This is a genomic window from Gordoniibacillus kamchatkensis, from assembly GCF_000829455.1.
Taxonomy (GTDB): Bacteria; Bacillota; Bacilli; order Paenibacillales; family NBRC-103111; genus Gordoniibacillus; species Gordoniibacillus kamchatkensis.
The window spans coordinates 1-25,014 of the sequence record NZ_JXAK01000050.1; the positions used below are offsets into that span (position 1 = coordinate 1).

General features: G+C 60.0%; 27 protein-coding genes and 2 pseudogenes. 22 read left to right on the forward strand and 7 right to left on the reverse strand.

The features are described 5' to 3' along the window. Positions 1-119 precede the first annotated feature (119 nt). Genes SD70_RS23785 through larA form a run of 5 tightly spaced genes read right to left on the reverse strand, consistent with a single transcriptional unit; the run spans position 120 to position 4,400 of the window. The gene (locus tag SD70_RS23785) at positions 120-431 is read right to left on the reverse strand and encodes an MTH1187 family thiamine-binding protein (RefSeq protein WP_041050342.1); all 312 of its coding nucleotides are present in this window, start codon (positions 429-431) and stop codon (positions 120-122) included. A 53-nt stretch (positions 432-484) separates the two neighbouring features. Further along, complete coding sequence (locus SD70_RS23790; protein WP_156158162.1) at positions 485-2,128, reverse strand: GMC family oxidoreductase; 1,644 nt, start codon at positions 2,126-2,128, stop codon at positions 485-487. Further along, positions 2,125-2,718, reverse strand: a complete 594-nt coding sequence (locus SD70_RS23795) for a gluconate 2-dehydrogenase subunit 3 family protein (RefSeq protein ID WP_041050343.1) — start codon at positions 2,716-2,718, stop codon at positions 2,125-2,127. The genes SD70_RS23790 and SD70_RS23795 overlap by 4 nt, the downstream gene beginning before the upstream one ends. A gap of 5 nt (positions 2,719-2,723) precedes the next feature. After that, positions 2,724-3,116 (reverse strand): hypothetical protein, encoded by a 393-nt coding sequence (locus SD70_RS23800; RefSeq protein ID WP_041050345.1) that lies wholly within the window; start codon positions 3,114-3,116, stop codon positions 2,724-2,726. A 24-nt stretch (positions 3,117-3,140) separates the two neighbouring features. Beyond that, complete coding sequence (larA, locus tag SD70_RS23805; RefSeq protein WP_041050417.1) at positions 3,141-4,400, reverse strand: nickel-dependent lactate racemase; 1,260 nt, start codon at positions 4,398-4,400, stop codon at positions 3,141-3,143. Positions 4,401-4,799: 399 nt separating this feature from the next. Here larA and SD70_RS23810 point away from each other — a divergent pair, with 399 nt between their 5' ends. The 22 genes and pseudogenes from SD70_RS23810 to trxB all read left to right on the forward strand — a co-directional run bounded on the left by SD70_RS23810 (position 4,800) and on the right by trxB (position 24,435). Beyond that, the gene (locus SD70_RS23810) at positions 4,800-5,054 is read left to right on the forward strand and encodes an isochorismatase family protein (RefSeq protein WP_041050347.1); all 255 of its coding nucleotides are present in this window, start codon (positions 4,800-4,802) and stop codon (positions 5,052-5,054) included. A gap of 23 nt (positions 5,055-5,077) precedes the next feature. Further along, positions 5,078-5,212, forward strand: a complete 135-nt coding sequence (locus SD70_RS39415; RefSeq protein WP_269432520.1) for a hypothetical protein — start codon at positions 5,078-5,080, stop codon at positions 5,210-5,212. Further along, on the forward strand, positions 5,209-5,355 hold the full coding sequence (locus SD70_RS35240; protein ID WP_197081145.1) for a hypothetical protein: 147 nt from the start codon (positions 5,209-5,211) through the stop codon (positions 5,353-5,355). The genes SD70_RS39415 and SD70_RS35240 overlap by 4 nt, the downstream gene beginning before the upstream one ends. 423 nt (positions 5,356-5,778) lie before the next feature. After that, complete coding sequence (locus SD70_RS23815) at positions 5,779-6,900, forward strand: PucR family transcriptional regulator (RefSeq protein WP_041050348.1); 1,122 nt, start codon at positions 5,779-5,781, stop codon at positions 6,898-6,900. Between the two features lie 93 nt (positions 6,901-6,993). Next, a pseudogene (locus SD70_RS38520) lies at positions 6,994-7,421 on the forward strand (ABC transporter ATP-binding protein); the annotation flags it as partial. 291 nt (positions 7,422-7,712) lie between these two features. Next, positions 7,713-8,120, forward strand: a complete 408-nt coding sequence (locus SD70_RS38525) for a TOBE domain-containing protein (RefSeq protein WP_231571477.1) — start codon at positions 7,713-7,715, stop codon at positions 8,118-8,120. 123 nt (positions 8,121-8,243) lie between these two features. Further along, the gene (gene hprK / locus SD70_RS23825) at positions 8,244-9,185 is read left to right on the forward strand and encodes an HPr(Ser) kinase/phosphatase (protein WP_041050350.1); all 942 of its coding nucleotides are present in this window, start codon (positions 8,244-8,246) and stop codon (positions 9,183-9,185) included. A gap of 19 nt (positions 9,186-9,204) precedes the next feature. Beyond that, on the forward strand, positions 9,205-10,203 hold the full coding sequence (lgt, locus tag SD70_RS23830) for a prolipoprotein diacylglyceryl transferase (RefSeq protein ID WP_041050352.1): 999 nt from the start codon (positions 9,205-9,207) through the stop codon (positions 10,201-10,203). A gap of 21 nt (positions 10,204-10,224) precedes the next feature. Continuing rightward, the gene (gene ppaX / locus SD70_RS23835; protein WP_041050354.1) at positions 10,225-10,872 is read left to right on the forward strand and encodes a pyrophosphatase PpaX; all 648 of its coding nucleotides are present in this window, start codon (positions 10,225-10,227) and stop codon (positions 10,870-10,872) included. 28 nt (positions 10,873-10,900) lie between these two features. After that, on the forward strand, positions 10,901-11,428 hold the full coding sequence (locus SD70_RS23840) for an acyltransferase (protein ID WP_052487817.1): 528 nt from the start codon (positions 10,901-10,903) through the stop codon (positions 11,426-11,428). 100 nt (positions 11,429-11,528) lie between these two features. Then, positions 11,529-12,758 (forward strand): ATP phosphoribosyltransferase regulatory subunit, encoded by a 1,230-nt coding sequence (locus tag SD70_RS23845; RefSeq protein WP_041050356.1) that lies wholly within the window; start codon positions 11,529-11,531, stop codon positions 12,756-12,758. 25 nt (positions 12,759-12,783) lie between these two features. After that, positions 12,784-13,416 carry an ATP phosphoribosyltransferase gene (gene hisG / locus SD70_RS23850; protein ID WP_041050357.1) on the forward strand — a complete coding sequence of 211 codons (633 nt, stop codon included), beginning with the start codon at positions 12,784-12,786 and terminating at the stop codon, positions 13,414-13,416. A gap of 53 nt (positions 13,417-13,469) precedes the next feature. Next, positions 13,470-14,765: a histidinol dehydrogenase gene (gene hisD / locus SD70_RS23855; protein ID WP_041050358.1), complete on the forward strand. Its 1,296-nt coding sequence runs from the start codon at positions 13,470-13,472 to the stop codon at positions 14,763-14,765. Positions 14,766-15,450: 685 nt separating this feature from the next. Next, positions 15,451-16,066, forward strand: a pseudogene (gene hisB, locus SD70_RS23865) (imidazoleglycerol-phosphate dehydratase HisB). A gap of 3 nt (positions 16,067-16,069) precedes the next feature. Beyond that, positions 16,070-16,687 (forward strand): imidazole glycerol phosphate synthase subunit HisH, encoded by a 618-nt coding sequence (gene hisH / locus SD70_RS23870; protein WP_041050362.1) that lies wholly within the window; start codon positions 16,070-16,072, stop codon positions 16,685-16,687. 77 nt (positions 16,688-16,764) lie between these two features. Beyond that, entirely contained in the window at positions 16,765-17,508 is a 744-nt protein-coding gene (gene hisA, locus SD70_RS23875) for a 1-(5-phosphoribosyl)-5-[(5-phosphoribosylamino)methylideneamino]imidazole-4-carboxamide isomerase (protein WP_041050364.1), read from the forward strand. Between the two features lie 576 nt (positions 17,509-18,084). Then, positions 18,085-18,843, forward strand: coding sequence for an imidazole glycerol phosphate synthase subunit HisF (gene hisF, locus SD70_RS23880; RefSeq protein ID WP_041050366.1), 759 nt, complete (start codon positions 18,085-18,087; stop codon positions 18,841-18,843). A 5-nt stretch (positions 18,844-18,848) separates the two neighbouring features. Beyond that, a complete protein-coding gene (gene hisIE / locus SD70_RS23885; protein ID WP_052487822.1) occupies positions 18,849-19,550 on the forward strand; it encodes a bifunctional phosphoribosyl-AMP cyclohydrolase/phosphoribosyl-ATP diphosphatase HisIE in 702 nt (233 codons plus the stop codon). Next, on the forward strand, positions 19,550-20,356 hold the full coding sequence (hisJ, locus tag SD70_RS23890; protein WP_041050370.1) for a histidinol-phosphatase HisJ: 807 nt from the start codon (positions 19,550-19,552) through the stop codon (positions 20,354-20,356). Before hisIE ends, hisJ begins: the two co-directional genes overlap by 1 nt. Before the next feature lie 92 nt (positions 20,357-20,448). Continuing rightward, a complete protein-coding gene (locus tag SD70_RS23895) occupies positions 20,449-21,393 on the forward strand; it encodes a ribose-phosphate diphosphokinase (RefSeq protein ID WP_041050371.1) in 945 nt (314 codons plus the stop codon). A gap of 317 nt (positions 21,394-21,710) precedes the next feature. Further along, positions 21,711-23,447 carry a tetratricopeptide repeat protein gene (locus SD70_RS23900; RefSeq protein ID WP_041050373.1) on the forward strand — a complete coding sequence of 579 codons (1,737 nt, stop codon included), beginning with the start codon at positions 21,711-21,713 and terminating at the stop codon, positions 23,445-23,447. A 31-nt stretch (positions 23,448-23,478) separates the two neighbouring features. Then, positions 23,479-24,435, forward strand: a complete 957-nt coding sequence (gene trxB / locus SD70_RS23905; RefSeq protein ID WP_041050375.1) for a thioredoxin-disulfide reductase — start codon at positions 23,479-23,481, stop codon at positions 24,433-24,435. A gap of 57 nt (positions 24,436-24,492) precedes the next feature. On the opposite strand, the gene SD70_RS39420 is transcribed toward trxB, so the two are convergent. Both SD70_RS39420 and SD70_RS39425 read right to left on the reverse strand, forming a co-directional pair. Further along, positions 24,493-24,771 (reverse strand): SRPBCC domain-containing protein, encoded by a 279-nt coding sequence (locus SD70_RS39420; RefSeq protein WP_269432521.1) that lies wholly within the window; start codon positions 24,769-24,771, stop codon positions 24,493-24,495. 22 nt (positions 24,772-24,793) lie between these two features. Continuing rightward, positions 24,794-25,000 (reverse strand): SRPBCC domain-containing protein, encoded by a 207-nt coding sequence (locus SD70_RS39425; RefSeq protein WP_269432522.1) that lies wholly within the window; start codon positions 24,998-25,000, stop codon positions 24,794-24,796. Between the last annotated feature and the right edge of the window lie 14 nt (positions 25,001-25,014).

Here is a 25,014-nt window from a genome sequence, read left to right on the forward strand (position 1 = left end):
GAGCGCAAAGAAAGCTAAACAAGCTGACGCCGGCAGAGTACCGACGTCAGCTAGCAGCTTAGGGCTTTTTTCAATGTCCGCTATTTGGGGTCTTGACCACAATGCTGCCGGGCTTCTTTTTACAGCTTCTCTTGCACGGACTGCAGTTTCTGCCGGATCGACACCCCGGGCTTGTCGCGGCGGTCGTCGATTTTGATCGAAGTGGAGACGCGACCGGCACCCTGCTCGAAAGGAACTTCATGCACGCGCCGCACCACAGCCAGCACCTCGTCGAGCGGCCCCTCCACAATGGTGCTCATCGCTGTCAGCTCGAACCGGACGAGCCCTTTGGCTTGCTCCGCTTCCAGCACGCGGTGCATGGCCGCCACATACGAGCTCAGGCTCGTGCTGCCGGTACCGATCGGTACGACGGTAAATTCCGCAATAGCCATAATCTTTTAGCCTCCTCGACCTCTTTGTACGCTCTGCCATCCATCATGGCAAATCAGGCGCGGCTTTGCAAGGCTTGCAGCTCCAGCTTTTTGGCCTTGTCGATCAAGTGGGCGGCGGTCCGGTAGGCGAGCGCCATGACGGTGTTGGTCGGATTGCACCCGCTGGAAGTGACGAACAGGCTGGCGTCGCAAATATACAGGTTGGGGATGTCGTGCGTACGGCCGAACGAGTCCGTGACGGAGCTCGAAGGATCGGTTCCCATCCGGCAGCCGCCCATCAAGTGAGCCGTGTCCGGGACGACGAATTCCGGCGTTCCTCCGGCGGCTTTAATGATCGAAGACATTGTCTGTACGGCGTGCTTGATCAGCTTCATATCGTTGTCGCAGTACGAATAATTCACCTTGGCCCGCGGCAAGCCGTTCTCGTCTTTCTCGTCTGCGAGCGTGACGCGGTTGTCCGCGCCGGGAAGCGTTTCGCCGACGAGCGTGACGCGGCTGTAGTGATTGTAATCGAGCATCATATGTCTCAGCCGCTCGCCCCATACCGGAGGAGATCCCGAACCGACGCCGGCTTGCGGGACGTTCGGCTTCAAGTCGAGGGGCTGCGAACGGGTGATTCCTTGCGCTATCGCAAGCGGCCGGGAGCCGTGCGCATGCAGCGTATATCCCCGCGCGAAGCCGCGTTTCGGGTCCGTCGCGTACAGCTCCTGCGTCGACGCCAGCACCGGGGTTCCTTTGTACAAGCGCACTTCTTCGTCAAATTTCCCGTAAACGTCATGGCTGCTGTGCACCATAATGCCGCGCCCGACCCATCCGCTCGAGTTGGCTAACCCGTCGGGGAACTGCGCATTGGCGGAATTGAGCAGCAGCCGCGGATTTTCGACGACGAATGCGGACAGGATGACGATTTTCGCCCGCTGTTCGTACTCGCGTCCCTCGTGCCGAAACGCAACTCCTCGCGCCCGGCCGTCGGCGCCCATCAGCACTTGCGTCACCATGCAGTCCGCGAGCACTTCGGCGCCGGCCCGGACCGCTTTAGGCACATGAACGATTAACGTGCTGAATTTGGAATTCGGCATGCAGCCTTGGTTGCAGAAGCCGCGGTTAATGCAGGGCGGCCGCCCCTCGAACGGCGCGGACAAAATCGCCAAGGGCGAAGTGACCGTGCGTATGGCGAGCTTCTCGCAGCCGATTTTGAACAAATAAGCGTTCGGGCTGAGCGGCTCCCGTTCGGGATACGGGTACGGGCCGTGAAACTCTCCCCAGGGAAAATGCTTCGGTCCGGACACGGCGATTTCGCGTTCGGAGCGGTCATAAAACGGTTCCAGATCTTCGTAACGGATCGGCCAATCCTCGCCCACTCCGTCTACGGTCCGCGTCATGAAATCGGAAGCGTGAAACCGCAAAAACACGCCGGTAAAATGCGTCGTGCCTCCGCCGACGCCGTACCCCGAGTTGTTGTGGCCCATCGTCAGCGGGTCGCTGCCGCTGACGAGGCGCGTCTCTTGCCAGCCGAGGCTTTTCATCGAGAGCTCGTCGCTGGCAAAATCGTGCTGCGGATCGCGCCAAGGCCCGGCTTCCAGCACGACGACGCTCATGCCGGCCTCCGCCAGCTCTTTGGCCAGCACGCCCCCCGCAGCTCCGGCGCCGACAATGACGAAGTCGACTTCTTCCTGTTCGTAACGTCGTTCGATCATGGCTCTGCCTTCGCCTCCCACGGATCCAGTTGGCCGATATTGGTGCGTACGTAGCCGCGGGGATAGGCCGGACCGCCGTACCCGATTTCGGACCATACCGTCGGATGCGAGTAGTACGATTCCACGGTGAGCGCCAGCACTTTGCCGAACAGCTCCTTTTGCGGCACGCCGTTCCAGACGGAAGACGGTTCGGCGTCGGCTTGGCTGAGTTCGGTCAGCAGCTTGCGGCGCGTCTCTTCGTCCAGATGGAAAAAGTTCCGCCCATGCGCCGAGAGCGCCGCCTGCTCCATCGCTTTCAGCCCGCTGCGCAGCAGCTCGCGCTCGGGCGGGACGCCCGGCTTGCGCTGGCTTTCGCCTTTATTTTTCTCCAGCGTCTCGTCGATATGGCACAGGACGTACTGGATAATGTCGGCCCGGGTGTCGTCCACCAGCAGCGGACACCATGCCCGCAGCGTCTCGGCCTCCACCGTCGTCAGAAACCGGTAGCCATGCTCGCGCACGAGCCGGCTGCTCACGATCGACCTCGTATGCTCGTCCCAGTGCTCCTGCTGTTCCATCACATCATAGGTCGGATATTTTGAGTTTTTCACGGCAGCTACCTCCAATACAAGGCTAATAGCCCCAGGGCGCCGAGCGACGAGAACATGAGAGGCAGCACGACCGGAGGCCCGATCAGGAAATTGCGAGGCTCGTAGCCCCCGACCCTGACCCCGACGCCGGAAAAATGGTAATAAAACCCGACAAAACCTTCCGCCACACCGACCCACATCAGAATTTGGAACAGCACCGCCAGCCAGGGCAAGTTGAGCAGCGCCAAAGCAAGTCCGGCGAGGAAGAACACCGGCGAGGAGAGGACAGGCCCCCACATCGACTTGTGGTGAAAATTTTGCCGGTAATGGAACATCGTCACTTGAATCCCGATAAACGCATACGCGGCCGCGACGAACAGAACGACGATCCGGTCCAGCGGCCAACCGCTCCAGTACATAAAGCGCCAACCTCCTTCGATAGACTAGGCCAAGCTATCGCTTTCCAGCGGATAGGTCAAGCCGCCGTACGGCATTATCGCCATACGAACGTCCGGGCGTTCGCCCGCAAGCTGCGCCACCGCCGCCTCGATGTCGTCGATAGGAATGAAACCGGCGAGCTCAACCGCGGCGGGCGGCATTTCCGAGTACAGAAAAATGCGATTGCGCTTCAACAGTTGATCGATATGCCCCGTCTTATGGGCGCCAAGCACGAATTGCTCCTGCAGCTTGCGTGCCATCGTGGCGCGGTCCTGGATCGTTTCGATCCATTCCTGGAACGTGCCGTTGCCGAACAGCTCCTGACAGCGGGAGACGGTGATGATCGCTCCTCCGGGCTTCGCGTGGGCGGCGGCATTTTTCATCGTCTTGACCGTTTGGTACAGCTGCGTATCTTTCGGATAGCCGCCCGGCGAGGCGATGACTACGTCGTAGTCGGGCTTCGCTTCGACCAAAAACAGCCGCCGCGCTTCGATCACCCCTGCATGGTGTGCCTCGGCTACATGCCCGGCAAAAGCAGCCAGCGGCTGCTGCCGATGATTCACAACTACGTTAAATAAAAAATGGAGCGGAAGCAGCCGTTGCGCCTCCTCCAAATCGCGGTGGACCGGATTGTCAGGGAAGCCGGGCTGCGCCTTGTGCGACTGGGACAGCGAATGATTTCGCTCGATCGTCTCCCGCGCTGCAACGCCGGGCACGAGCGCCTTGACGCCGCCGGAGACGCCAACCAAAGCATGCGGCTCGATGTTGCCCGTGGCTATGCGCAGTTCGGCCTGGACGACAATCCGATTGATGGCAACCGGGGTGCCGTTCGACGTCGTTCCAACCGGTTCGCAATCCTCCGCCAGCGCAGAATGATTCACGACCCGCACCCGGCGGTACACCTCGCTTCCGGCGAGCCGCATCAGCTCTTCCTCGGTATGCTTGCGGTGCGCGCCGAGAGCGACGACGATCGTTATCCCGTCATCCGGTATTCCGCCCCGTTCCAGCTCCCGCAGCAGCAGCGGCAAGAACAAATGGCTCGGGCTGAGGCGCGTGCCGTCGCTGATCAGAATGACGGCGGATGAGCGGCCTCGCGCCAGCTCGTGCAGCGGCGGCGAGGCGATCGGTGCGGCGAGCGCTTGCTCCAGGACGGCGGCCCCGTCGATCGGCGTCACTTGGGCGCCCGGATATACAATGGTGTCGCAGCCCGCACCCGGCGGCAGGCGGAGCGCAACGTCTCCATGTCCGTAAGGCAGCTTGATCATGACCGGCTCCTTTCCATATGCCCTCATTGTTGCCAAAAAGTTGCGAATTATCCGCCGCCGCATCGCGTCCGTCAGGTCCTTGCGGGACATCGGCAAAGGTGCCGGAAGGTGCCGCCGGAGGGCAGCGGTATGGCAGCGAAGGCACGGTGCAGGCGAAGGGCGGGCTGGGGCAAACGTGGTGACGGATCGCGAAGCAAGGGGAACGTAGACTGGGTGCACGCGTAGTGGCGGATCGTGAAGCAAACGTAACGCGGATTGGGCAACGGCGGTACGGGTCCGGTTCAATGGACGGACCCGGTGCAAGCGCGGGCGGGCCGAATCGGTCTCCGGACTGATGCGGGCCACCGGCTTTGTTACCATAATTGTGAATGACGTTAATTCTCCAAGGTGGCCTGTGTAATGATAAAGCCTGTGCTTTTGGTCATGGATATTCAGAACGATTTCACGCTGCCGGCCGGGCGGATGCGCATTGCCGACCACCACATCGAGCCGATGTTGGACGGGGCGAACCGGGCTATCGAAGCTTTTGCCGCGAGAGAGTGGCCGATCGTTTATGTCGCTAACGAATTCGAGAAAAGGCAATGGATCGGCAATCTGGGGCGGCGATTCGCGGCGATGAAGGGCAAGGAGGGGGCCAAGCTCGATTCGCGCTGACGGTGAAGGAGGGCGGCATCTACTTGCCGAAGCGGACGCCCAGCGCCTTCGTCAATGCGCAACTGCAGGCCGAGCTTACGAAGCATGACGCAACCGGGCTCGTTTTGGCCGGCCTGTATGCCGAAGGTGCGTGGCGGCAACGGCGCGAGCCGGCTTGAGCCGGGGCTATCCGGTCACGCTGCTGTCGGACGCGATCGGCAGCGCCTCCGACGGCAGACGGGACAAAGCGATGAACAAATTGCGGCGCGCAGGGGCGCTTATTGCCGACACGCGGAGCTATTTGGAGCGGCTGGGCTACTAACAGTCTGAGTTAGAGTGCGCAGACGAAGTCATATGCAAAACGTAGGAAAATCAGCGGGGAAAGTCGAACCCAATTTAAAACGTACATGTTTTTCCAAGCCATCCATCCGATTAGGGACATTTCGCAACAATTACGTGTAAATTTTGCATCTTATATCTACTTATTTGCTGAAATCGTTCTTTTGAAATGCACAATTTGCAATTGACGTCTTATGGCACAACGAGTTGATGCTTTATGGCGAAAATAGAGTCGTTCAGTATGGGACTGTTGCGCGGAGCTAGTGGCTTCCGTAGAACGCAGCTGCTTCCCGCCAAATAGGCTTCAATTAGTTTTTATCTCGTCCTATTGTCGAGCGGACAATCGATAAGGGCTTTTTTATGGTAATATAGAATGAAACCGATAGACACGAATGGGAGACGTGCGATGGACTGGGAGCAGATGAAAACGCAACTGGAAGCGATCCTGGGAACGCCTCTGTCGATCAAAGACATACCGGCGGACGAGTGGGAGAAGCTTGCCGCCGGCGAGCAGCAAACAAGCGGTGCGGCGGGTGCCGTGCGCAGCGCAGCCGCGGATCACTCGATCTATTTCCCGCTGCAAAAAAGCGGCCACAACGTGCGCGTTCTGCTCGCCCCGGACGGACTCATGACATCGTCGGAGCGGCAGCTCGTGGAGCTGACGATCGAGGCGAGGCGGGCGTCCGAACGCAAAGCGGCGCTGCCCGGGCAATCCGACGAGGAGAAGCGCATCGCGGCGCTGCGGGAGTGGCTGCTGGAGCAGACCGAGCTCGGCGTGACCGAGGCGGAGCTGCCGGATTCGTTCGTCTCGCAGCTGTCGCTGTACTACACGCGCATTCCGATTTTGCTGTACGGCGACTATTCGACGACGAGACGGGTGACGTACCAGGAACTGAAAAAGCTGCTGGAAACGTTTTTCGACGGCGATATTATTCTGATTCCGCTGCTGGACAAGGAATGGCTCATTCTCGGCTCGGAAGGGCTGCTTGTCAGCGGCGGGGAAGAAAGAGACGACGATGCCGAGGAGACCGTCGAGGAAACGCTGTCCGCGCTGGTGTCCGGCCTGCATGCGATGCTGGAGAGCGAATGGGTGGGCGAGTGCCATCTGGCCGTCGATCTGCCTCTGAAGCCGGCGCAAGGGCTGCTCGGGGCGCTGCTCAGGCTGCGCGAGACGATGATGCTGGGACGGCTGTTCCATGTGACGAGCAACATTCATTTGCCGTGGATGCTGCGGCTCGAGAAGCTGCTGCACCTGCTGCCGGACCGCGACAAAGCCAAGTTTTTGGAGCAAGTGCTGAAGGGCGCCGATCATTTGCTGGACGCCGAGACGCAGACGACGCTGGAGCAGTTTTTCGCCCTCGACTGCAACGTGAGCGAGACGGCCAAGAAGCTGTACGTCCACCGCAATACGCTGCTGTACCGGCTGGACAAGTTCAAGCAGGAAACCGGACTCGACGTGCGCACGTTCAGCGACGCCGTGCTGGTGCGCATCGTGCTGCTATTGTATAAAGTCACGAAAAGAAAGTAATTTTTTTGTAGAGATTGTGCATAGTCACGCGCATAGGGCTGGGGTAAGATGTAGGTAGTTGAAAATCACTTTTTCGGTAGGGGGAATACTACGATGGCAGGCGTTCGTTTGAACCACATTGTGAAGAAATACGCTGGCAACGAAGAAGCGACGGTAAAAGATTTCCACCTCGATATTAAAGATAAAGAGTTTCTCGTTCTTGTAGGCGCTTCCGGCTGCGGTAAATCCACTACGCTGCGGATGATCGCAGGCCTCGAGGAAATTACCGAAGGCGAGCTGTACATCGGCGACCGTCTGGTCAACGACGTAGCTCCGAAAGACCGCGACATCGCATGGTGTTCCAGTCCTACGCGCTGTACCCGCACATGAGCGTGTATCAGAACATGGCGTTCGGCCTGAAGCTCCGCAAATTCAAAAAAGCCGACATCGACGCTCGCGTTCGCGAAGCGGCGCGCATTCTCGATATCGAGCACCTGCTCGACCGCAAGCCGAAGGCGCTCTCCGGCGGTCAGCGCCAGCGCGTTGCACTCGGCCGTGCGATCGTCCGCGAGCCGCAAGTGTTCCTGATGGACGAACCGCTCTCCAACCTTGACGCCAAGCTGCGCGTACAGATGCGCGCCGAAATCGGCAAACTGCAAAAGCGTCTCGAAGTTACGACCATCTACGTAACCCACGACCAGACGGAAGCTATGACGATGGGCGACCGTATCGTCGTTATGGATAAGGGTATCATTCAACAAGCCGATACGCCGGAAAACATCTACAACTACCCGGTCAACATGTTCGTAGCCGGCTTCATCGGTTCGCCTTCGATGAACTTCGTTACCGGTACGCTTTCCGAAGAAGGAGGCGTCGTACGCTTCAAAGCTCCGGGCATGAACGTCGCTGTGCCGCAAGGCAAAGCGCAAGGCCTGCGCGAGAAAGGCTACATCGGCAAAGAAGTCGTGCTCGGCATTCGTCCGGAAGACATCCATGAAGAAGCGATCTTCCTGGAAGCTTCCCCGAACACGATCATCGACGCCAACATCGAGCTGTCCGAGAACCTCGGCCACGAAATGTACCTGTACATCGCCGGCATCGGCCAAGGTACGGTCATCGCTCGCGTCGACGGCCGCGCCGGCTTCAAGGAAGGCACGAACGTGAAGCTCGCGCTGGACATGAACAAAGCGCACTTCTTCGACAAGACGTCAACCGAGTCCATCCTTGTCAACGTGAATTAATAATCGTTATTAAGGCTTGCCGTTCCGACGAACGGCAGGCCTTTTTTCATGCAGAGAAGTTGCTTTCCCCGCCTGTTTCCTTTACGATGGGAGTATTGGGGACACGCAAAGGAGACATGCACCGTGGGCAAAAGGGTGAAAGTAGCGGACCTGGTCGAGCAATTCCGGCTGGAGGTCGTTGCTGGGGAAGCGGGACTGAAGCGCCCGATCACGACTGCCGACTTATACCGCCCCGGCCTCGAATTGGCCGGTTATTTCAATTACCACCCGAACGAGCGGGTGCAACTGATGGGCAAGACGGAGCTCTCCTTCATGGAAACGTTGTCGGCGCAGCAGCGCCGGGACCGTTTGGACGAGCTGTGCAAAGGGCCGGAAACGCCGGCGATATGCGTGACGCGCGGGCTCGACATTCCGCCCGAGCTGGCCGAAGTGGCGAGCGAACGCGCTTTGCCGCTGCTGCGCAGCCAAATGGCGACAACGACGCTTGCCAGCAGAATTACCGGGTTTCTCGAACGCCGCCTGGCTCCTTCGACAACGATTCACGGGGTGCTCGTCGACGTATACGGCATCGGCATGCTGATTACCGGATCGAGCGGCATCGGCAAAAGCGAGACGGCGCTCGAGCTGGTGAAGCGGGGACATCGGCTGGTCGCCGACGATGCGGTCGAAATCAGGCAGACCGGAGATTTTACGCTTATCGGCAATGCGCCGGAGCTGATCCGCTATTTGCTTGAGATCCGCGGCGTCGGGATCATTAATGTCATGACGCTGTTCGGAGCCGGAGCGATTCGGACGGATAAAAAAATTTCCGTCGTCGCCAGGCTCGAGAACTGGCAGCAGGACAAACAATATGACCGGCTCGGCCTCGACGAGGAGACGACGCGCATCATCGACACGGACTTGCCGCTTGTGACGATACCGGTTCGCCCGGGCCGCAACCTGGCAGTCATCATCGAAGTGGCGGCCATGAACTTCCGCTTGAAACGAATGGGCTATAACGCGGCGCTTCAGTTCACGAACAAGCTGACGGAGACGCTAGCCGAAGATATGGACGACAGCGATTGAAGGGAGTTTGCAAAACTACATGTTGAATCCGATCGCATTCTCGCTCGGGCCGATCCCCGTGCATTGGTATGGCATCATTCTAGGCACGGGCGCGCTCGTCGGTCTGCTCCTCGCGATACGGGAGGGCAAACGGTTCGGGATCGTACCCGACTTTTTTATGGATCTGCTCCTCGTCGGAGTGCCGTCGGCGATCGTCGGCGCGCGCATCTATTACGTCGCTTTCCAATGGGATCAATATAAGAACAACTTGCTCGATGTGTTCAAAATCTGGAACGGCGGCATCGCCATCTACGGCGCGCTGATCGGAGCCATTATCGGCGCCGTTATTTATACGAGGCGCAAAGGATACAACTTTTGGCGCATCGCCGATATTTGCGCGCCCAGCTTGATTGCCGGGCAGATGATCGGCCGCTGGGGCAACTTCATGAACCAGGAGGCGCACGGCGGGCCGGTGGCGGAAAGCTTCCTGCGGAATACGCTCCATTTGCCGAATTTTATCGTAAATCAGATGTATATTCAGGGTGAGTACTATCATCCGACGTTTCTATACGAATCGCTCTGGAACTTGGCGGGTCTCTTGTTCTTGTTCTGGCTGCGCCGCCGTCCGGGGCTGCGGGCCGGGGAGCTTTTTGCTGCGTATTTTGCCTGGTACTCGGTAGGCCGCTTCTTCGTCGAAGGAGTGCGCACGGACAGCTTGTCGTTCGCCGGCCCGGATTGGCTCGCTTCGCTGCTGCGGACGCTCTGGTCGCCGATGAATTCGTTCGGGTGGGGCGCCATGGAGCCCGGCACGAACATCCGCGTCTCGCAATTGCTGGCGGTGCTGCTGGTGATCGGCGCTACTGTGTTCGTCATATACCGCAGACGGAAAGGGCTTGCCGTAATCCGCTACGCGGACCCGATCGTTTCGGCGAAAGCAGCAAAAAGGGAAAACGGTTCTGCCGAAGACGGCGCAGCGGCGGCAACCCCGGCCGAACGCGCCATCGACGCCGCTCCAGCCCGCGAAGATACGGCAACGTGACCAATACGAAGGAGCTGCTGCATGATTACGACCGTATTGTTTGATCTGGACGGCACGATTGTCGATACGAATGAGCTTATTATTCAATCGTTTCTATATGCGCTCGAGGGAGTACCGGCCAAGCCGCTGACGCGCGAGGTCATCATTCCGAATATGGGCGGAGCGCTGACGGATCAGCTGCGGCTGTTCTCCGGGAAGAACGACGTGGACGATCTGGTGCGCAAATACCGCGAGTTCAACATCTCCCGTCATGACGAGCTGGTTCGGGAGTTTCCGGAAGTGAAGGACACGCTGGCGGAGCTGCGGCGGCGCGGTCTGCGCCTCGGCGTCGTGACGAGCAAGGTGCGGAACACGACGGAGATGGGGCTGAAGCTGTGCGGCTTGCGGGACTTCATGGACATCGTCGTCACCGTCGACGACGTGCAGAAGCCGAAGCCCGATCCGGAAGGGATCCGCAAAGCGCTGGCGGCGCTCGGAGCGAAGCCGGAGCAAGCGATTATGGTCGGAGACAGCCATTACGACATCGAAGCCGCGAAAAACGCGGGGGCGCGCTCCGTCGGCGTCGCCTGGTCGCTGAAGGGCGAAGCGTACTTGCAGCAGTTCCGGCCGGACGATATCATTCAGTCGATGAGCGAGCTGCTCGAGGTTGTGGACCGGGCGAACGGGTGACGGCCCGCCCGGCGGGGAGAGGATGACTGTGAGAAAAACGCAGCGGTACCCGGTCGACGGACCGAACGCGTTGTGGCAAATATACCGTACCGTCAGCCCTTGGAGGTCGGTACGGAATTTTATTTTTATCCAGCTTGCCAGATACTGCCCGTGGCTGCCGGCGAAAAACTGGATCTACCGGCGGGTGCTCGGCATGCAGGTCGGCAAAGAGACGGCGTTCGCGCTCATGGTCATGGTGGACGTGTTTTTTCCGGAGCTGATCAGCGTCGGGAACAACTCGATCATAGGCTACAATACGACAATTCTCGCGCATGAGTACTTGATCAAGGAATACCGGCTCGGCGAGGTCAAAATCGGCTCGAACGTGATGATCGGCGCCAACTGCACGATATTGCCGGGTGTGACGATCGGCGACGGCGCCGTCGTAGGGGCCGGATCCGTCGTCCACAAAGATGTAGAGCCGGGCTCGTTCGTGGCCGGCAACCCGCTGCGGGTCGTCCGCGAGGCGGGCGAAGGCGTGCAGAACGCTCTTGAAAACGGCGCTGAAAACCGTTGACGGGTTTTCGCCGCCGTGGTAAACTTACGAGTACATTCTTTACTTTGGTAGCATGGTAGCATATTAGCAGACTAAAGCGTTTGTTGTTGGGGTGATCCGGTTGACGAAACCGAAAGTGTTTGAAAAACCTACCGGCGTCCGGGACTATTTGCCGGAAGCGGTAGCGCAGCTGCGCGCGGTCGAGTTCCGCGTGCTCGAATGCATGGAGCGTTGGGGCTACAGGCAAATTATAACGCCGACGCTGGAGTTTTACGATACGGTCGGGGTGGCCAGCTCGACGGAGGATAAAAAGCTGTTCAAGCTGCTGGACCGCAAAGGCCAGACCGTCGTGCTTCGTTCCGACATGACGGCGCCGATTGCCCGCGTCGTCTCGTCGCTTTTGAAGGAGCATCCGTTCCCGGTGCGCCTTTCTTATCATTCCAACGTATTCCGCGCGTTCGAGGACGAGGCCGGACGCGATGCGGAATTTTTTCAGACCGGGGTGGAGCTGGTCGGCGACGCTTCGTCGGAGGCGGACGCCGAAGTGGTGGCGCTGGCGGTGGCCAGTTTGCGCGCGGCCGGCGTGAAAAGCTTCAAAATCGCGATCGGCCACGTCGGATTCCTCAACGGCTTGCTGCAGGAGACGCTGCCTGGCCGGGAGGACGACCAGACGCTTCTTAAGGAATGCTTGCTGCACCGCGACTATGTCGGGTATCGCGACGCGATTCGCCGCTTGAACGTCAGCGCGGACGCCGCCAGGGAGCTTGAAGGCATTTTGCGGCTGCGCGGCGGGCAGGAAATATGCGAGCAGGCGGTGCATGTCACGAAGGACGAGACCGCCAAGGCGGCGATCGGCCATCTGTGCGGAGTATGGGACGTGCTGAAGGCGTACGGCGTAAGCGAGCATGTGCTGATCGACCTGACGATGATCGGAGATTTTTCTTACTATACAGGCCTCACGTTCGAGGGCTACGCGGCGGAGCTCGGTTTCCCGGTATGCAGCGGTGGCCGTTACGACAATTTGCTGGCGCAGTTCGGGCGCCCGGCACCGGCGACGGGGTTCGCTTTGAAGACGAACCGCATTTTGGAGGTTGTCGGCAAAGAGCGGGGCGAGCAGCCGCAGCGCGTGCTCGTTATGTATACGGCGGGCCGCCGGGCGGAGGCGTTTGCGGCAGCGGCGGAGATGCGCTCCCGGCAAGGGCTGCTTGTGGAGACGCGGCTTGTGCCCGGCCGCGCGGATGGTGCCGGTTCGGCGGACGATGCCGGACGCCGCGTCGAAGCGCTGGCGGACGGCACGTACCGGTTCCAGGGGATTTTGTACCATAACGTGATGACGTATTCGGATAAGTAAGTCAGGACGAAGCGGGTGAGTAACGATGGGGGATTTGTTAAAGGTTGCGATGCCCAAAGGGCGCATTTATAAGCAAGCGGCGAAGCTGCTGCGCAGCGCGGGCTTGCCCGTTCCGGAAGAAATCGACGATTCGCGCAAGCTCATTATTCCGGTGCCGGAGATGAACATGGAATTCATTATGGCGAAGCCGGTCGACGTGCCGACGTATGTGGAATACGGGGTGGCGGATATCGGCATCGTCGGCAAAGACGTGCTGATGGAGGAAAACCGCAACGTGTATGAGCTGCTGGACCTCGGCATCGCGCGCTGCCGCATGTCGGTCATCGGCTTGCCGGACTGGCGGCCGGCGCTCCATCCGCGCGTGGCGACGAAGTACCCGAACGTGGCGTCGCAGTTTTTCCGCGAAAAGGGGCAGCAGGTCGAGGTGATCAAGCTGAACGGCTCCATCGAGCTGGCGCCGCTGATCGGCCTAGCCGACCGGATCGTCGATATGGTCGAGACCGGGCAAACGCTGCGCGAAAACGGACTGGTCGAGCAGGAAGTGCTGTTTGAAATTACGAGCCGGCTCATAGCCAACCGCGTCAGCTACCGGATGAAGAACGAGCCGATCCAGCGGCTGTGCGATTTGCTGCAGGACACGGTGACGCAGCGTGCGTAGCTTAGCGATGGGCGCGAAGCGGACGGCACAACGGTAAAAGGAGGAATGGGACGATGAAAATTATCGGCGCGGCGGATTTTAAGCTGGAACGGGAAGTGGAGATGGGCACCGCCGAGCATCAGGAGACGGTGCGGCGCATTATCGGCGACGTGCGGCAAGACGGGGATGCGGCGCTGAAGCGGTATGCGCGGCAGTTCGACGGCGTGGAGGTCGATGAGCTTCGCGTCGGGCCGGAAGAGCTGGAAGCCGCGTACAAGAGCGTCGACGCCGGGTTTTTGGCCGCTCTTCGCCAGGCGGCTGCCAACATTCGCGCTTTCCACGAGAAGCAGAAGCGGACCTCATGGTTCGATCTGCAGCCGAGCGGAACGATGCTCGGCCAAATCATCCGGCCGCTGCGCCGCGTCGGCTTGTACGTGCCGGGAGGCAAGGCGGCGTATCCGTCCTCCGTGCTGATGAACGCCATCCCCGCGCAGGTTGCCGGCGTACCGGAAATTGTCATGGTGACGCCGCCGGCTACGGCAGGCACCCACGGCATCGATCCGCACATCCTCGTAGCCGCTGCCGAAGCGGGCGTGCGCGAAATATACCGCGTCGGCGGCGCGCAGGCGATCGCGGCGCTGGCATACGGGACGGAATCGATCCGTCCCGTCGACAAAATCGTCGGCCCGGGCAACGTCTATGTCGCCTTGGCGAAGCGCGCCGTGTACGGCGCCGTCGACATTGACAGCATCGCCGGCCCGAGCGAGATCGTGGTGCTCGCCGACGAAACGGCGAATCCCGCGTATGCGGCGGCGGACCTGCTGTCGCAAGCCGAGCACGACGAGCTGGCGTCGGCCATGCTCGTCACGCCGTCGCGCGCGCTCGCGGAGCGTGTGCAGGCGGAAGTACTGCGCCAGCTCGAGACGCTGCCGCGCAAAAGCATCGCCGCGAAGTCCGTCGCGGACTACGGGGCGATCCTGCTCGTCGACTCGCTCGCGGACGGCGTGGAGCTCGTGAACAAGCTCGCGCCGGAGCATCTCGAGCTGCTCGTCGCCGAGCCGCTGGAGCTGCTGGGCGCGATTGAGAACGCCGGCGCGATTTTCCTCGGGGCGTACAGCTCCGAGCCGGTCGGCGACTATTTTGCCGGTCCGAACCACGTGCTGCCGACGAGCGGTACGGCGCGGTTCTCATCCCCGCTCAACATCGACGATTTCGTCAAAAAGTCGAGCGTCATTTCGTACAGCAAACAAGATTTGCTGGCGAACGGCGAGGCGATTATGACGCTGGCGCGCCACGAAGGGCTGGAAGCTCACGCGCGGGCCATTCAGGTGCGGCTTGAGAATGAAGGAGGGGGCCGCGGTCATGAGTGATCAGGAGCGCAGGGACACTGGCGCGCCGCAAGGCGCGGACGGCAGCGAGGCGGAGCAGAGCGGGAAGCAGGCGGAGCAAGGCGGAAGTGCGGAAACGGGGCGCACGGGCCCCAATTGGTGGGAGCTGCGGCCGGACCCGGACGCCGCTTATGCGGAGCCTGCGGGAAGGCCTGCGGCTTCGGCCGGCGGGTCCGGGACGGAGCATATCGTGACTGGCTCGTGGGGCGAAGGCAAGACGGTCGCCGACGCCCAGCTGCTGCAGGCGGCGGCGCAATCGGCGGCCGGGCGGGAGCAGCCGGAAGGCACGAACGCAGCCGGAACGCCGGGGCGGCCGCGAACGCAGGCGCCGCACGGAACAGTGGCGGTGCAGCAGGCGCAGGCGGCGACAGTGGCGCTGCCGGTACGGGCAGTGCGGCGAGTGCAGGCAGTGGAGCGGCAAATGCAGACAAAGACAATGGGCGGGGGAACGGTTGTAATGGGCGGTGAGTATGGAGCAGTTGGTACCGGAAGCGGTGGTAGTGCGGCAAGTACAAGCACAGGAGGCGGCGCGGCAGGTTCGGGCGAATTCGCAGGCGGTTATGCAGCTGCGTCTGGGCAGACGGGCGGAACCGCCGGCAGCCTCGGTCAAGCGCCGGGTAACGGGGGTACGGCCGGCATTGCTTCTTCGTCCGCTTCCTCCTCCCCCCTGGGCGAACGCCTCACGGGGCCAGTCGGCGGGGAGCGGACCGCTTCCATCTCCCGCCGCACGAACGAAACCGACATTTCGCTCACGTTCGCGGTGGACGGCAGTGGCCGGTCGGAGATCGAGACGGACGTGCCGTTTTTGAACCATATGCTCGATCTGTTCACGAAGCACGGCCAGTTCGATTTGCGCGTGACAGCGCGCGGGGACGTCGACATCGACGATCATCACACCGTCGAAGACATCGGCATCTGCCTCGGCCAGACGCTGCGCGAGGCGCTCGGCGACAAGCGCGGCATCAAGCGCTATGCGAGCGTGTTCGTGCCGATGGACGAAGCTTTGGCGCAAGTTGTGATCGACATCAGCAACCGGCCGCATTTTGAATACCGGGCTCAGTACCCGTCGGCCGGGGTCGGGAGCTTCCAGGTCGAGCTTGTGCACGAGTTTTGTGGAGCTGGCGCTGGAGGCGCGCATTACGCTGCACGTCATTGTGCACTACGGGCTGAACACGCACCATATGATCGAAGCCGTGTTTAAGGCGCTCGGACGCGCGATCGACGAGGCGACGTCCATCGACCCGCGCGTGCAAGGGGTTCCGTCCACGAAAGGGGTGCTGTAGCGAATGATCGCGATCATCGATTACGGCATGGGCAATCTTCATAGCGTCAGCAAAGCGGTCGAGCGGCTCGGCTTCGCGTATGTCGTAACATCGGACGAGGCCGAGCTGATGAAGGCGGACGGGGCGATTTTGCCCGGCGTCGGGGGATTCGGCGATGCGATGGAGCAGCTGCGCGCCACGGGCCTGAAGGACGCGGTGCTGCGCTTTGCGGCCAGCGGCAAGCCGCTGCTCGGCATCTGCCTCGGCATGCAGCTGCTGTTCACGAGCAGCGAGGAGCACGGCGAGCATGAAGGCTTGAATCTGCTGCCGGGGCGGGTCGTCCGTTTCCGGGGCGACTACAAAGTGCCGCATATGGGCTGGAACCGGCTTTCGTTCGTAGGTCCGAGCCCGCTGTTTGACGGCCTGGAGGAAGGCTACGTTTATTTCGTTCACTCGTATCATGCGCTGCCGGAGCAGGCTTCCGATTTGCTGGCGGTGACCGACTATCACCAGCCGGTGACGGCTATCGTCGGCCGCGGCAACGTGTACGGCATGCAGTTCCATCCGGAGAAGAGCAGCGACGTCGGCATGAAGCTGCTGAGCAATTTTTTGCGGCTGACGGCTAGTCCGGTATTAGGGTGACGGGGCGATTCGCCCCCCTATGTCGAACAGTTAACCGAATAAAATTTTTATCCCATTAACGGAGGCACATCATCCTCATGTCCGCTTTTATCGTTTATCCAGCCATCGATATCCGGGACGGCAAATGCGTCCGGCTCGTTCAAGGCGATTACAATCGGGAGACCGTCTATAACGACAATCCGCTGGAGGTTGCGCTTCAGTGGCAGGAGCAAGGCGGGGAGTGGATCCACACCGTCGACCTTGACGGCGCGAAAGCCGGTCATCCTGTCAATTACGAGCTGATCGGGCGCATCGCCAAAGCCGTCCGGGTTCCGGTCCAGACCGGCGGCGGCCTTCGCACCGAAGAAGACGTCGACCGGCTGCTGTCGCTCGGCGTCTCTCGCGTTATTCTCGGTACGGCCGCGATCGAAAACCGCGCATTCGTGCACGAAGTGCTCCGCAAGCACGGCGGCGACAAAGTCGCCATCGGCCTTGACTGCCGGGGCGGGTACGTCGCCACTCGCGGCTGGTTGGAGACAACGGAAGTGCTCGCCGCCGACCTTGCCCGCGAGCTTGCGGAGTACGGCGCGCGCACGTTCATTTTCACCGACATAGCCCGCGACGGCATGATGGGCGGCCCTAACGTGGAGGCTATCGTTCAGCTCGCGCAGGCGTCGAAGCAAACCGTCATCGCCTCGGGCGGCATCAGCCGCTTCGAAGATCTTGCCGCGCTTGCCAAGCATGCGCCTGAGGGCGTCGGCGGGGCCATTGTCGGCAAAGCGCTGTACACCGGAAGCATCGTGCTGAAGAGGCGTTGGTCCGAGCTGGGACGCAGCCGGTAAATTGATTCTCAGAGAAGGGGCCCCGGTTAACGGAAAATGGTTCCGCTATCAGTCGATCTCGATTAACGGAAAATGGTTCCGCTATCGGGTCTATCCCAGTTAACGGAAAATGGCCCCGCTATCAGTCGATCTCGATTAACGGAAAATGGTTCCGCTATCGGCCTATTTCCCGAGTATTTCCCGAAAATAGCGGAACGAGAGTGCGTTATTTAGGCGTTTTGGGGAAGTATCGTGCTAATAACGGACAAATAACGGAACAAAGTTCCGTTAAGATTGATCTGTTGACTTTCAATCCGTGCGATAACGGAACTAAGTTCCTTTAAGGCGCCAAGGCAAGTGCAAGCTGCCAAGAAGTCATGTTTTGCCCGGCTGCGGCGTTTCTTGCTGCAGTCCTGTCCACGCCTTTTGGTTGTAGCGGGAAACTTAACCGCCGCTGCAGCTGCAGGTCGTGGCACATCGCCGCAGCAGGGCCATCCAACAGCAAAAGCGGCCACCCGCCGCAGCGCCACCATCCAACGGCAAAAGCGGCACACCGCCGCAGCACCACCATCCAACAGCAAAAGGAGGCCTTCCCGCATGCTGGCCAAACGCATCATTCCTTGCCTTGACGTCAAGGACGGCCGCGTTGTCAAAGGCGTCAACTTCGTCAATTTGCGCGACGCGGGCGATCCGGTCGAGCTGGCGGCGCTTTACGACCGCGAAGGCGCCGACGAGCTTGTGTTCCTCGACATCTCGGCGTCGGTCGAAGGCCGGGCGACGATGGTCGAGGTTGTCCGCCAAACGGCGGGCGAAATCACGATCCCTTTCACCGTCGGCGGCGGCATATCCAGCGTCGACGACATGAAGCGGCTGCTACGCGCAGGCGCCGATAAAACCGGCATCAACACGGCTGCCGTGCTGAGTCCGCAGCTCATCTCCGACGGCGCGCGCCGTTTCGGCTCGCAGTGCATCGTCGTGGCGATCGATGCCCGTATGAACCCGGAATGGGGCGAATGGGAAGTCGTCACGCACGGCGGCCGCAATCCGACCGGCATCAAGGCGCTCGAATGGGCGAAACGCGTCGAGCAGCTCGGCGCCGGCGAAATTTTGCTTACCAGCATGGACGCCGACGGCACGAAGGACGGTTTCGACCTGCCGCTTACGAAAGCGGTGTCCGAGCTCGTTTCGATCCCGGTAATCGCCTCTGGCGGAGCCGGACGCGCCGAGCATTTTTACGACGTGTTTACCGAGGGGCGCGCGGACGCAGGACTTGCCGCAACCATTTTTCACTATAAAGAAATTTCCATCCATGAGGTCAAGGACGACCTCCGCCGCAAAGGAGTCGAAGTCCGGTGACAACTATCCCCGCCGAAATCAAATACGACGCGCATGGACTCGTCCCGGCGATCGTTCAGGACGTGGCGAGCAAGGAAGTGCTGATGCTCGCGTACATGAATGCCGAGTCGCTCGAACGCACGGTCAAGACAGGCGAAACGTGGTTCTGGAGCCGCTCGCGGCAGGAGCTGTGGCATAAGGGCGCGACGTCCGGCCACACGCAAGCCGTCGTCTCGCTGAAGTACGATTGCGACGCCGACACGCTGCTTGTGCTCGTGGAACAGAAAGGGCCGGCCTGCCACACCGGCAAATACAGCTGCTTCTACAACGACATCCCGCTGCAAAACGGCGCCGAAGCCGCATCCGCCGCTCCGGACACCGGCTCCGAGCATGCCGCAGCCCGCCGCTTCGCCATCGTGTCCGAGCTCGAGTCGCTCATCGCCTCCCGCGACGCCGAGCGCCCGGAAGGCTCGTACACGACGTATTTGTTCGAGAAAGGGCTCGACAAAATATTGAAGAAGTTCGCCGAAGAGGCAGCGGAAGTCGTCATCGCGGCCAAAAACAACGACAACGACGAGCTACGCTGCGAAGCGAGCGACGTGCTTTTCCATTTGCTGGTGCTGCTTCGCGAGCGCAAGCTGCCGCTTGACGCGGTGCTGCGCGAGCTGGAAAACCGCCACGTGAAAGGCTCGGACGTCAAATATTCCCGCAGGAGTGAGATACGCTGATGCTGATCGATTACCACACGCATCACGTCCGCTGCGGCCACGCCTCCGGCACGCTGGAGGAATACGTACTACGCGGCATCGAGATCGGGCTGACCCAGCTGGGGCTGTCCGATCATATGCCGCTTCTTCATGTGGACCCGGCGACGTATTACCCAGGCATGGCCATGCCGATGGAGGAGCTGCCGCGCTATGTCGAAGAGTGCCTGCGGCTGAAGGAGAAATATAAAAGCGAGATCGATATCCGCGTCGGGCTCGAAGGCGACTACATCGAAGGCTACGAACGCCAAATCGAGGACATCATAACGAAGTACCCGTTCGATTACGTGATCGGCTCGGTCCATTTTCTCGGGGAGTGGGACATTTCCGATTCGCGCCAGCTCGCCGGCTGGGAAGGCAAACGCGTTATCGACGTATTCCGGCAATACTACGATGCCGTGCAGAAAGCGGCGCGCACCGGTTTTTACGACTACATCGGCCATATCGACGTCATTAAACGATTCGGCCACAAGCCGGAGGAGGAGATTGCCGAGCTGGAGCGGGAAACGCTCGACGTAGTACGTTCCTGCGACCTGGCGATCGAGCTCAATGCATCGGGGCTGAGCAAGCCGTGCGAGGAAATGTTCCCGAGCCACCGCATGCTCGAATACGCGCACCGCATCGGCATCCCGATCACGATCGGCTCGGATGCGCACCAGCCGGAGCGGCTGAGCGAAAATCTTGACCGGGCGGCGGCGCTATTGAAGGAAATCGGTGTTACCGAATTAGCCACATTTTCCGGGCGAAAACGCTTTATGACGGCTTTCTAAATTCGACATCTTTCATGTATAATGGGAAGTGTGTGACAGGCTCGGGTCCGCGCTAGCGCCGATCCCGCCATGATTTGAATGCGGAGGGTATCATGGATAAACTGAAGATCTTCTCGGGCTCCTCGAACCCGAAATTGGCGGAGCGAATCGCCGCCGAGCTGGGCCAGCCTTTAGGGGAAATTAAGCTTTCGCGCTTCAAGAGCGGCGAAATTTATTGTCTTTACGAAGAGAGCGTCCGCAACTGCGACGTCTTCCTGGTACAAACCTTCTCGCATCCGATCAACGAGCATCTTGTCGAACTGCTGGTCATGATGGATGCCGCCAAGCGCGCGTCGGCAAGAACGATCAATATTGTCATTCCGTACTACGGCTATTCCCGCCAAGAGCGGAAGGCGGCGCCGCGCGAGCCGATCTCGGCGAAACTGGTGGCCGACTTGCTGCATGCCGCGGGCTGCAACCGGATCGTGACGATCGATCTGCACGCTCCGGCGATTCAAGGATTTTTCGACATTCCGGTCGATCATCTGACCGCGCTCGATCTTATCAGCGATTACGTCCGCCGCAAAAACATCCGCAACCCGGTCATCGTCTCGCCGGATGCGGGTCGGGCTTCCACCGCGGAGAAAATGGCCAGCGTCCTCGACGCACCGTTCGCCATTATGATCAAGAAGCGGCCGGCCCATAACGAATCGGTCATCACCCACCTGATCGGCGAAGTCGAAGGGTATACGCCGATCATTATCGAGGATTTGATCGATACGGGCTCGACGATCGTCAACGTTGTCGAAGGGCTGAAGGAACGCGGTGCGGAGGACGCCTATATTTGCGCCACCCACCCGGTATTTTCCGGCCCGGCGGTCCAGCGTCTCGACCATCCGAATATTAAAGAAGTGGTCATCACCGACTCGATCGCGGTGGAAGGAGGCAACCCGGACAAGTTCAAAATCTTGACGGTAGCGCCGCTCTTATCCAACGCCATCCGCATCATCGTAGAAGGCGGTTCAATCAGTTCGCTATTTAAGTACGGCGGGGTGTGACACCCCGCTTTTTTGTTTGCTGCCGACTGGCCGAGAAAGTAGGACTGCGCACCCGCACTCGAGTTTCCATGAATGAGGAAATAATTTTGGAACACGAGTTCAAAGGCTGATGCTTACGAAGCGAGTTTTGCTGCGCAAAACTTGTGGCTCACCGGCGCGCATCCCCATCCTCCGCTCCGCCATTCTCGGGCAGCAGGAGTTTTTCTACTAAACCGTTTGCTCCGGCAGGGGCGTATTTTGCATTCACTTGATCTGTGCTATAATCTTGATTATAGTATTCTAGAATGATTCTAATTTACACGGAGGTGCCGGGCGACATGGAGAGGAAAAAGCGCGTATCCGCAGCGAAGAACGGCAGCCGCAACGTCATCGACGTTCGGATGGATGCGGCGTTCTTCTTCGACCGGGCCGTGGAGTCTTTGGGTCGGTTCCGTTACGACAGAGCGGTCAAGTATTTCCGGCGCGCCGTCGAATACGAGCCCGGGAACCCGGTGAACCATTGCAATTTGGCCGGCGTCCTGTCGGAAATGGGCGATTACGAAGAGTCGAACCGGCTCTTGCGGCACGTGCTCGACAACATCGATCCGGCGATGACGGAATGCCATTTCTATATGGCTAATAATTTCGCCAACATGGAAAACTACGAGCAGGCCGAGGAAGCGCTCGTCCGTTATTTGGAGAACGACGAAGGCGGCCAGTACCTGAGCGAATCCGAAGAAATGATGGAGTTTCTGTCGCTCGAGCTCGGCAGGCCGCTGAAGCTTACTTCGATTAAGGCGCGGGAAGGGTTGTACGAACACGATAAGGCCCGCTCGCTGCTGGAGGAAGGCAAATTCGCCGAAGCGGTGCGGCTGCTCGAGAAACTGCTCAAGCAGCATCCCGATTTCACGGCGGCCCGCAACAATTTGGCACTCGCCTATTACTATATGGGTCAGTTCGACAAATCGACGGCTACGATCCGCGAAGTGCTCGAACGCGACCCGGGCAACTTGCATGCGCTGTGCAATCTGGCTATATTCCACCAGCATTTCGGCAACAAGCAGCAGCTGCAAGAGCTGCTCGACACGCTTCGCAAGACATACCCGTACCATGCGGATCACGTCTTCAAGCTGGCGACGACGATGGGCATTCTGGGCGAGCATGCCAAGGCGTATCGTTTGTTCAAGCGGCTGCTCAAGACGGGCGAGGCCGGGGGCGAACCGTCCCTGTACCATTACGCCGCGGTAGCGGCGGCGAACATCGGCCGCTACGCGGAAGCCGAGAGGCTGTGGCGGCAGGCGGAGAAGCTCGACCCGGGGTCGGACATCCCGCAGTTCTACGTCGGCCAGCTCGAGCTGCTGCGCAGCGGACAATCGGCCCAGCCGCTGAGCTACCATTACCATCTTCCGTTCGAGGAGCAGTTCCGCGTACTCGAGAAGACGAACCAAGGCATACCGGATCATCTGAAAAAAGATCCGCTCGTCCGCTCGTCGTTCTTCTGGGCGCTGCGCCACGGCGATACCGATACGAAGCTGCAGGTCATCCAGGCGTTCGGCCTGATCGGCGACGGCGAAGTGAAAGACGCGCTGCGCGAGTTCATTCTCGACCCGGCGGAAGACGATTACTTGAAGAAGGTCGCCGTCTTCGTCCTGCGCTACATAGGGACCCGGGAGCCGCTGCCCGCGGTGCTGGAAGGCCAGAGGCTGACGCTGGAGGCATCGCCGTATTCGCCGAAGCTGCCGCGCTGGGAAGCCAAATGGCAGTCCGTGATGGACACGGCGCTTCACACGATGAACAAGCGGTACGACATGGTCCAGCAGCACGATCTGGAGACGCTGTGGGTCGAATACTTGACCCGCGTCTACCCGAACGTGCCGAAGATCACCAAGATCGAGGGCTGGGCCGCGGCGCTGGAATACCTCATCGCCAAAATGCACCGCCGCGCCATTTCGTACCACGAAGTCGCGGCCCGCTACAACGTCGGCGTCACGACAGTGAGCAAAAACGCCAAATGGATCGACGAGGCGTGCGGCTTGAAAGAGAAGATGGATGCGATTTTCCCCAAATTACCATAATCATGGTCAGGTAGAGAGAGGAGAGATTTATATGTACAAAACGGTAGTAGTCGGCACGGGCCCTTCGGGGCTGACAGCGGCCATTTATCTTGCCCGCGCCAATCTGAATCCGCTGGTGATCGAAGGCCCCGAGCCGGGCGGCCAGCTGACGACGACGACGGACGTCGAGAACTTCCCGGGCTTCCCGGAAGGCATCATGGGTCCCGAGCTGATGGACAACATGCGCAAGCAGGCGGAGCGTTTCGGCGCCGAGTTCAAAACGGGCTGGGTGAACAGCGTCGACTTGTCGAAGCGCCCGTTCAAGTTGAAAGTTGAAGGGCTCGGCGAAATCGAAACGGAGTCGCTCATCATCTCCACCGGCGCCTCTGCGAAATATCTCGGCATCCCGAACGAGCGCGAAGCGATCGGCCGCGGCGTAAGCGCGTGCGCAACGTGCGACGGCTTCTTCTTCCGCGGCAAAAAAATCATCGTCGTCGGCGGCGGCGACTCCGCGATGGAGGAAGCGAACTTCCTGACCCGCTTCGGCTCGGAAGTGCGTCTCGTGCATCGCCGCCATGAATTGCGCGCCTCCAAAATCATGCAGGACCGCGCCCGCCAAAACCCGAAAATCGTCTGGAGCCTGAACGAAACGCCGCTCGAGGTCGTGCTGAACGATCAAGGCGCCGTGGCAGGCCTGAAGACCAAAAACAACGAAACCGGCGAAGAGCACGTGTTCGAAACCGACGGCTTGTTCATCGCAATCGGCCATAAGCCGAACACCGAGTTCCTCGGCGGCCAAATTACGACCGACGAAGTCGGCTACATTCAAGTGAAGCCGGGCACGACGGAAACGAACATCCCGGGCGTATTCGCTTGCGGCGACGTCCAAGACAAGCACTACCGGCAGGCGATTACGGCGGCAGGAAGCGGCTGTATGGCGGCGCTCGACTGCGAGAAGTTCCTCGAGGGCAACCCGGTCCACGACTGGAGCCAAACGCTGAGCAAATAATAGTTAAAAATGAACAGGGCGCCCATAAGAGCGCCCTGTTCATTTTGCCTGAAGCGATTATTGAATGGCTTGCAGATGCTCGGCGAGACGATCCCAAGTTTCCGTGATGCCTTGTTCCATCCCCATATCCAGGACGGTTTTGAGCGCTTCGGCAGAAGCGTAACGAGCCCGATTGACAAGCTTCGTCTTGCCTTCGTGTTCGACAAAAGTGAGCGTAACCTCAGTCGAAGGCATCCCCTCCGCTTCATTGCCCTCGGCATCCGAGAAGTAGTCGACGTAGACGATCTTCTCCACAGGCGCGATTTCCTGGAAAACCGCTTTGCCCCAAGATTCCATTCCGTAAAAATCCCCTTGGTTCTTATCTTCGCACTTCATTCAGTAATGCCAAACGCCGCCCGGACGAAAATCGATGTTGCATACCGGCAGCGTCCAGCCGCGGGGGCCACCAACGCTTCAGGTGCTCAGCCTCCGAGAACGCTTTGAATACGAGCTCGCGCGGCGCATCGAAAACGCGCTCCAGAATAAGTTCCTGACCTTCTACCTTCTTCATCATTTTGTTCGACATTGACAATTCCTCCT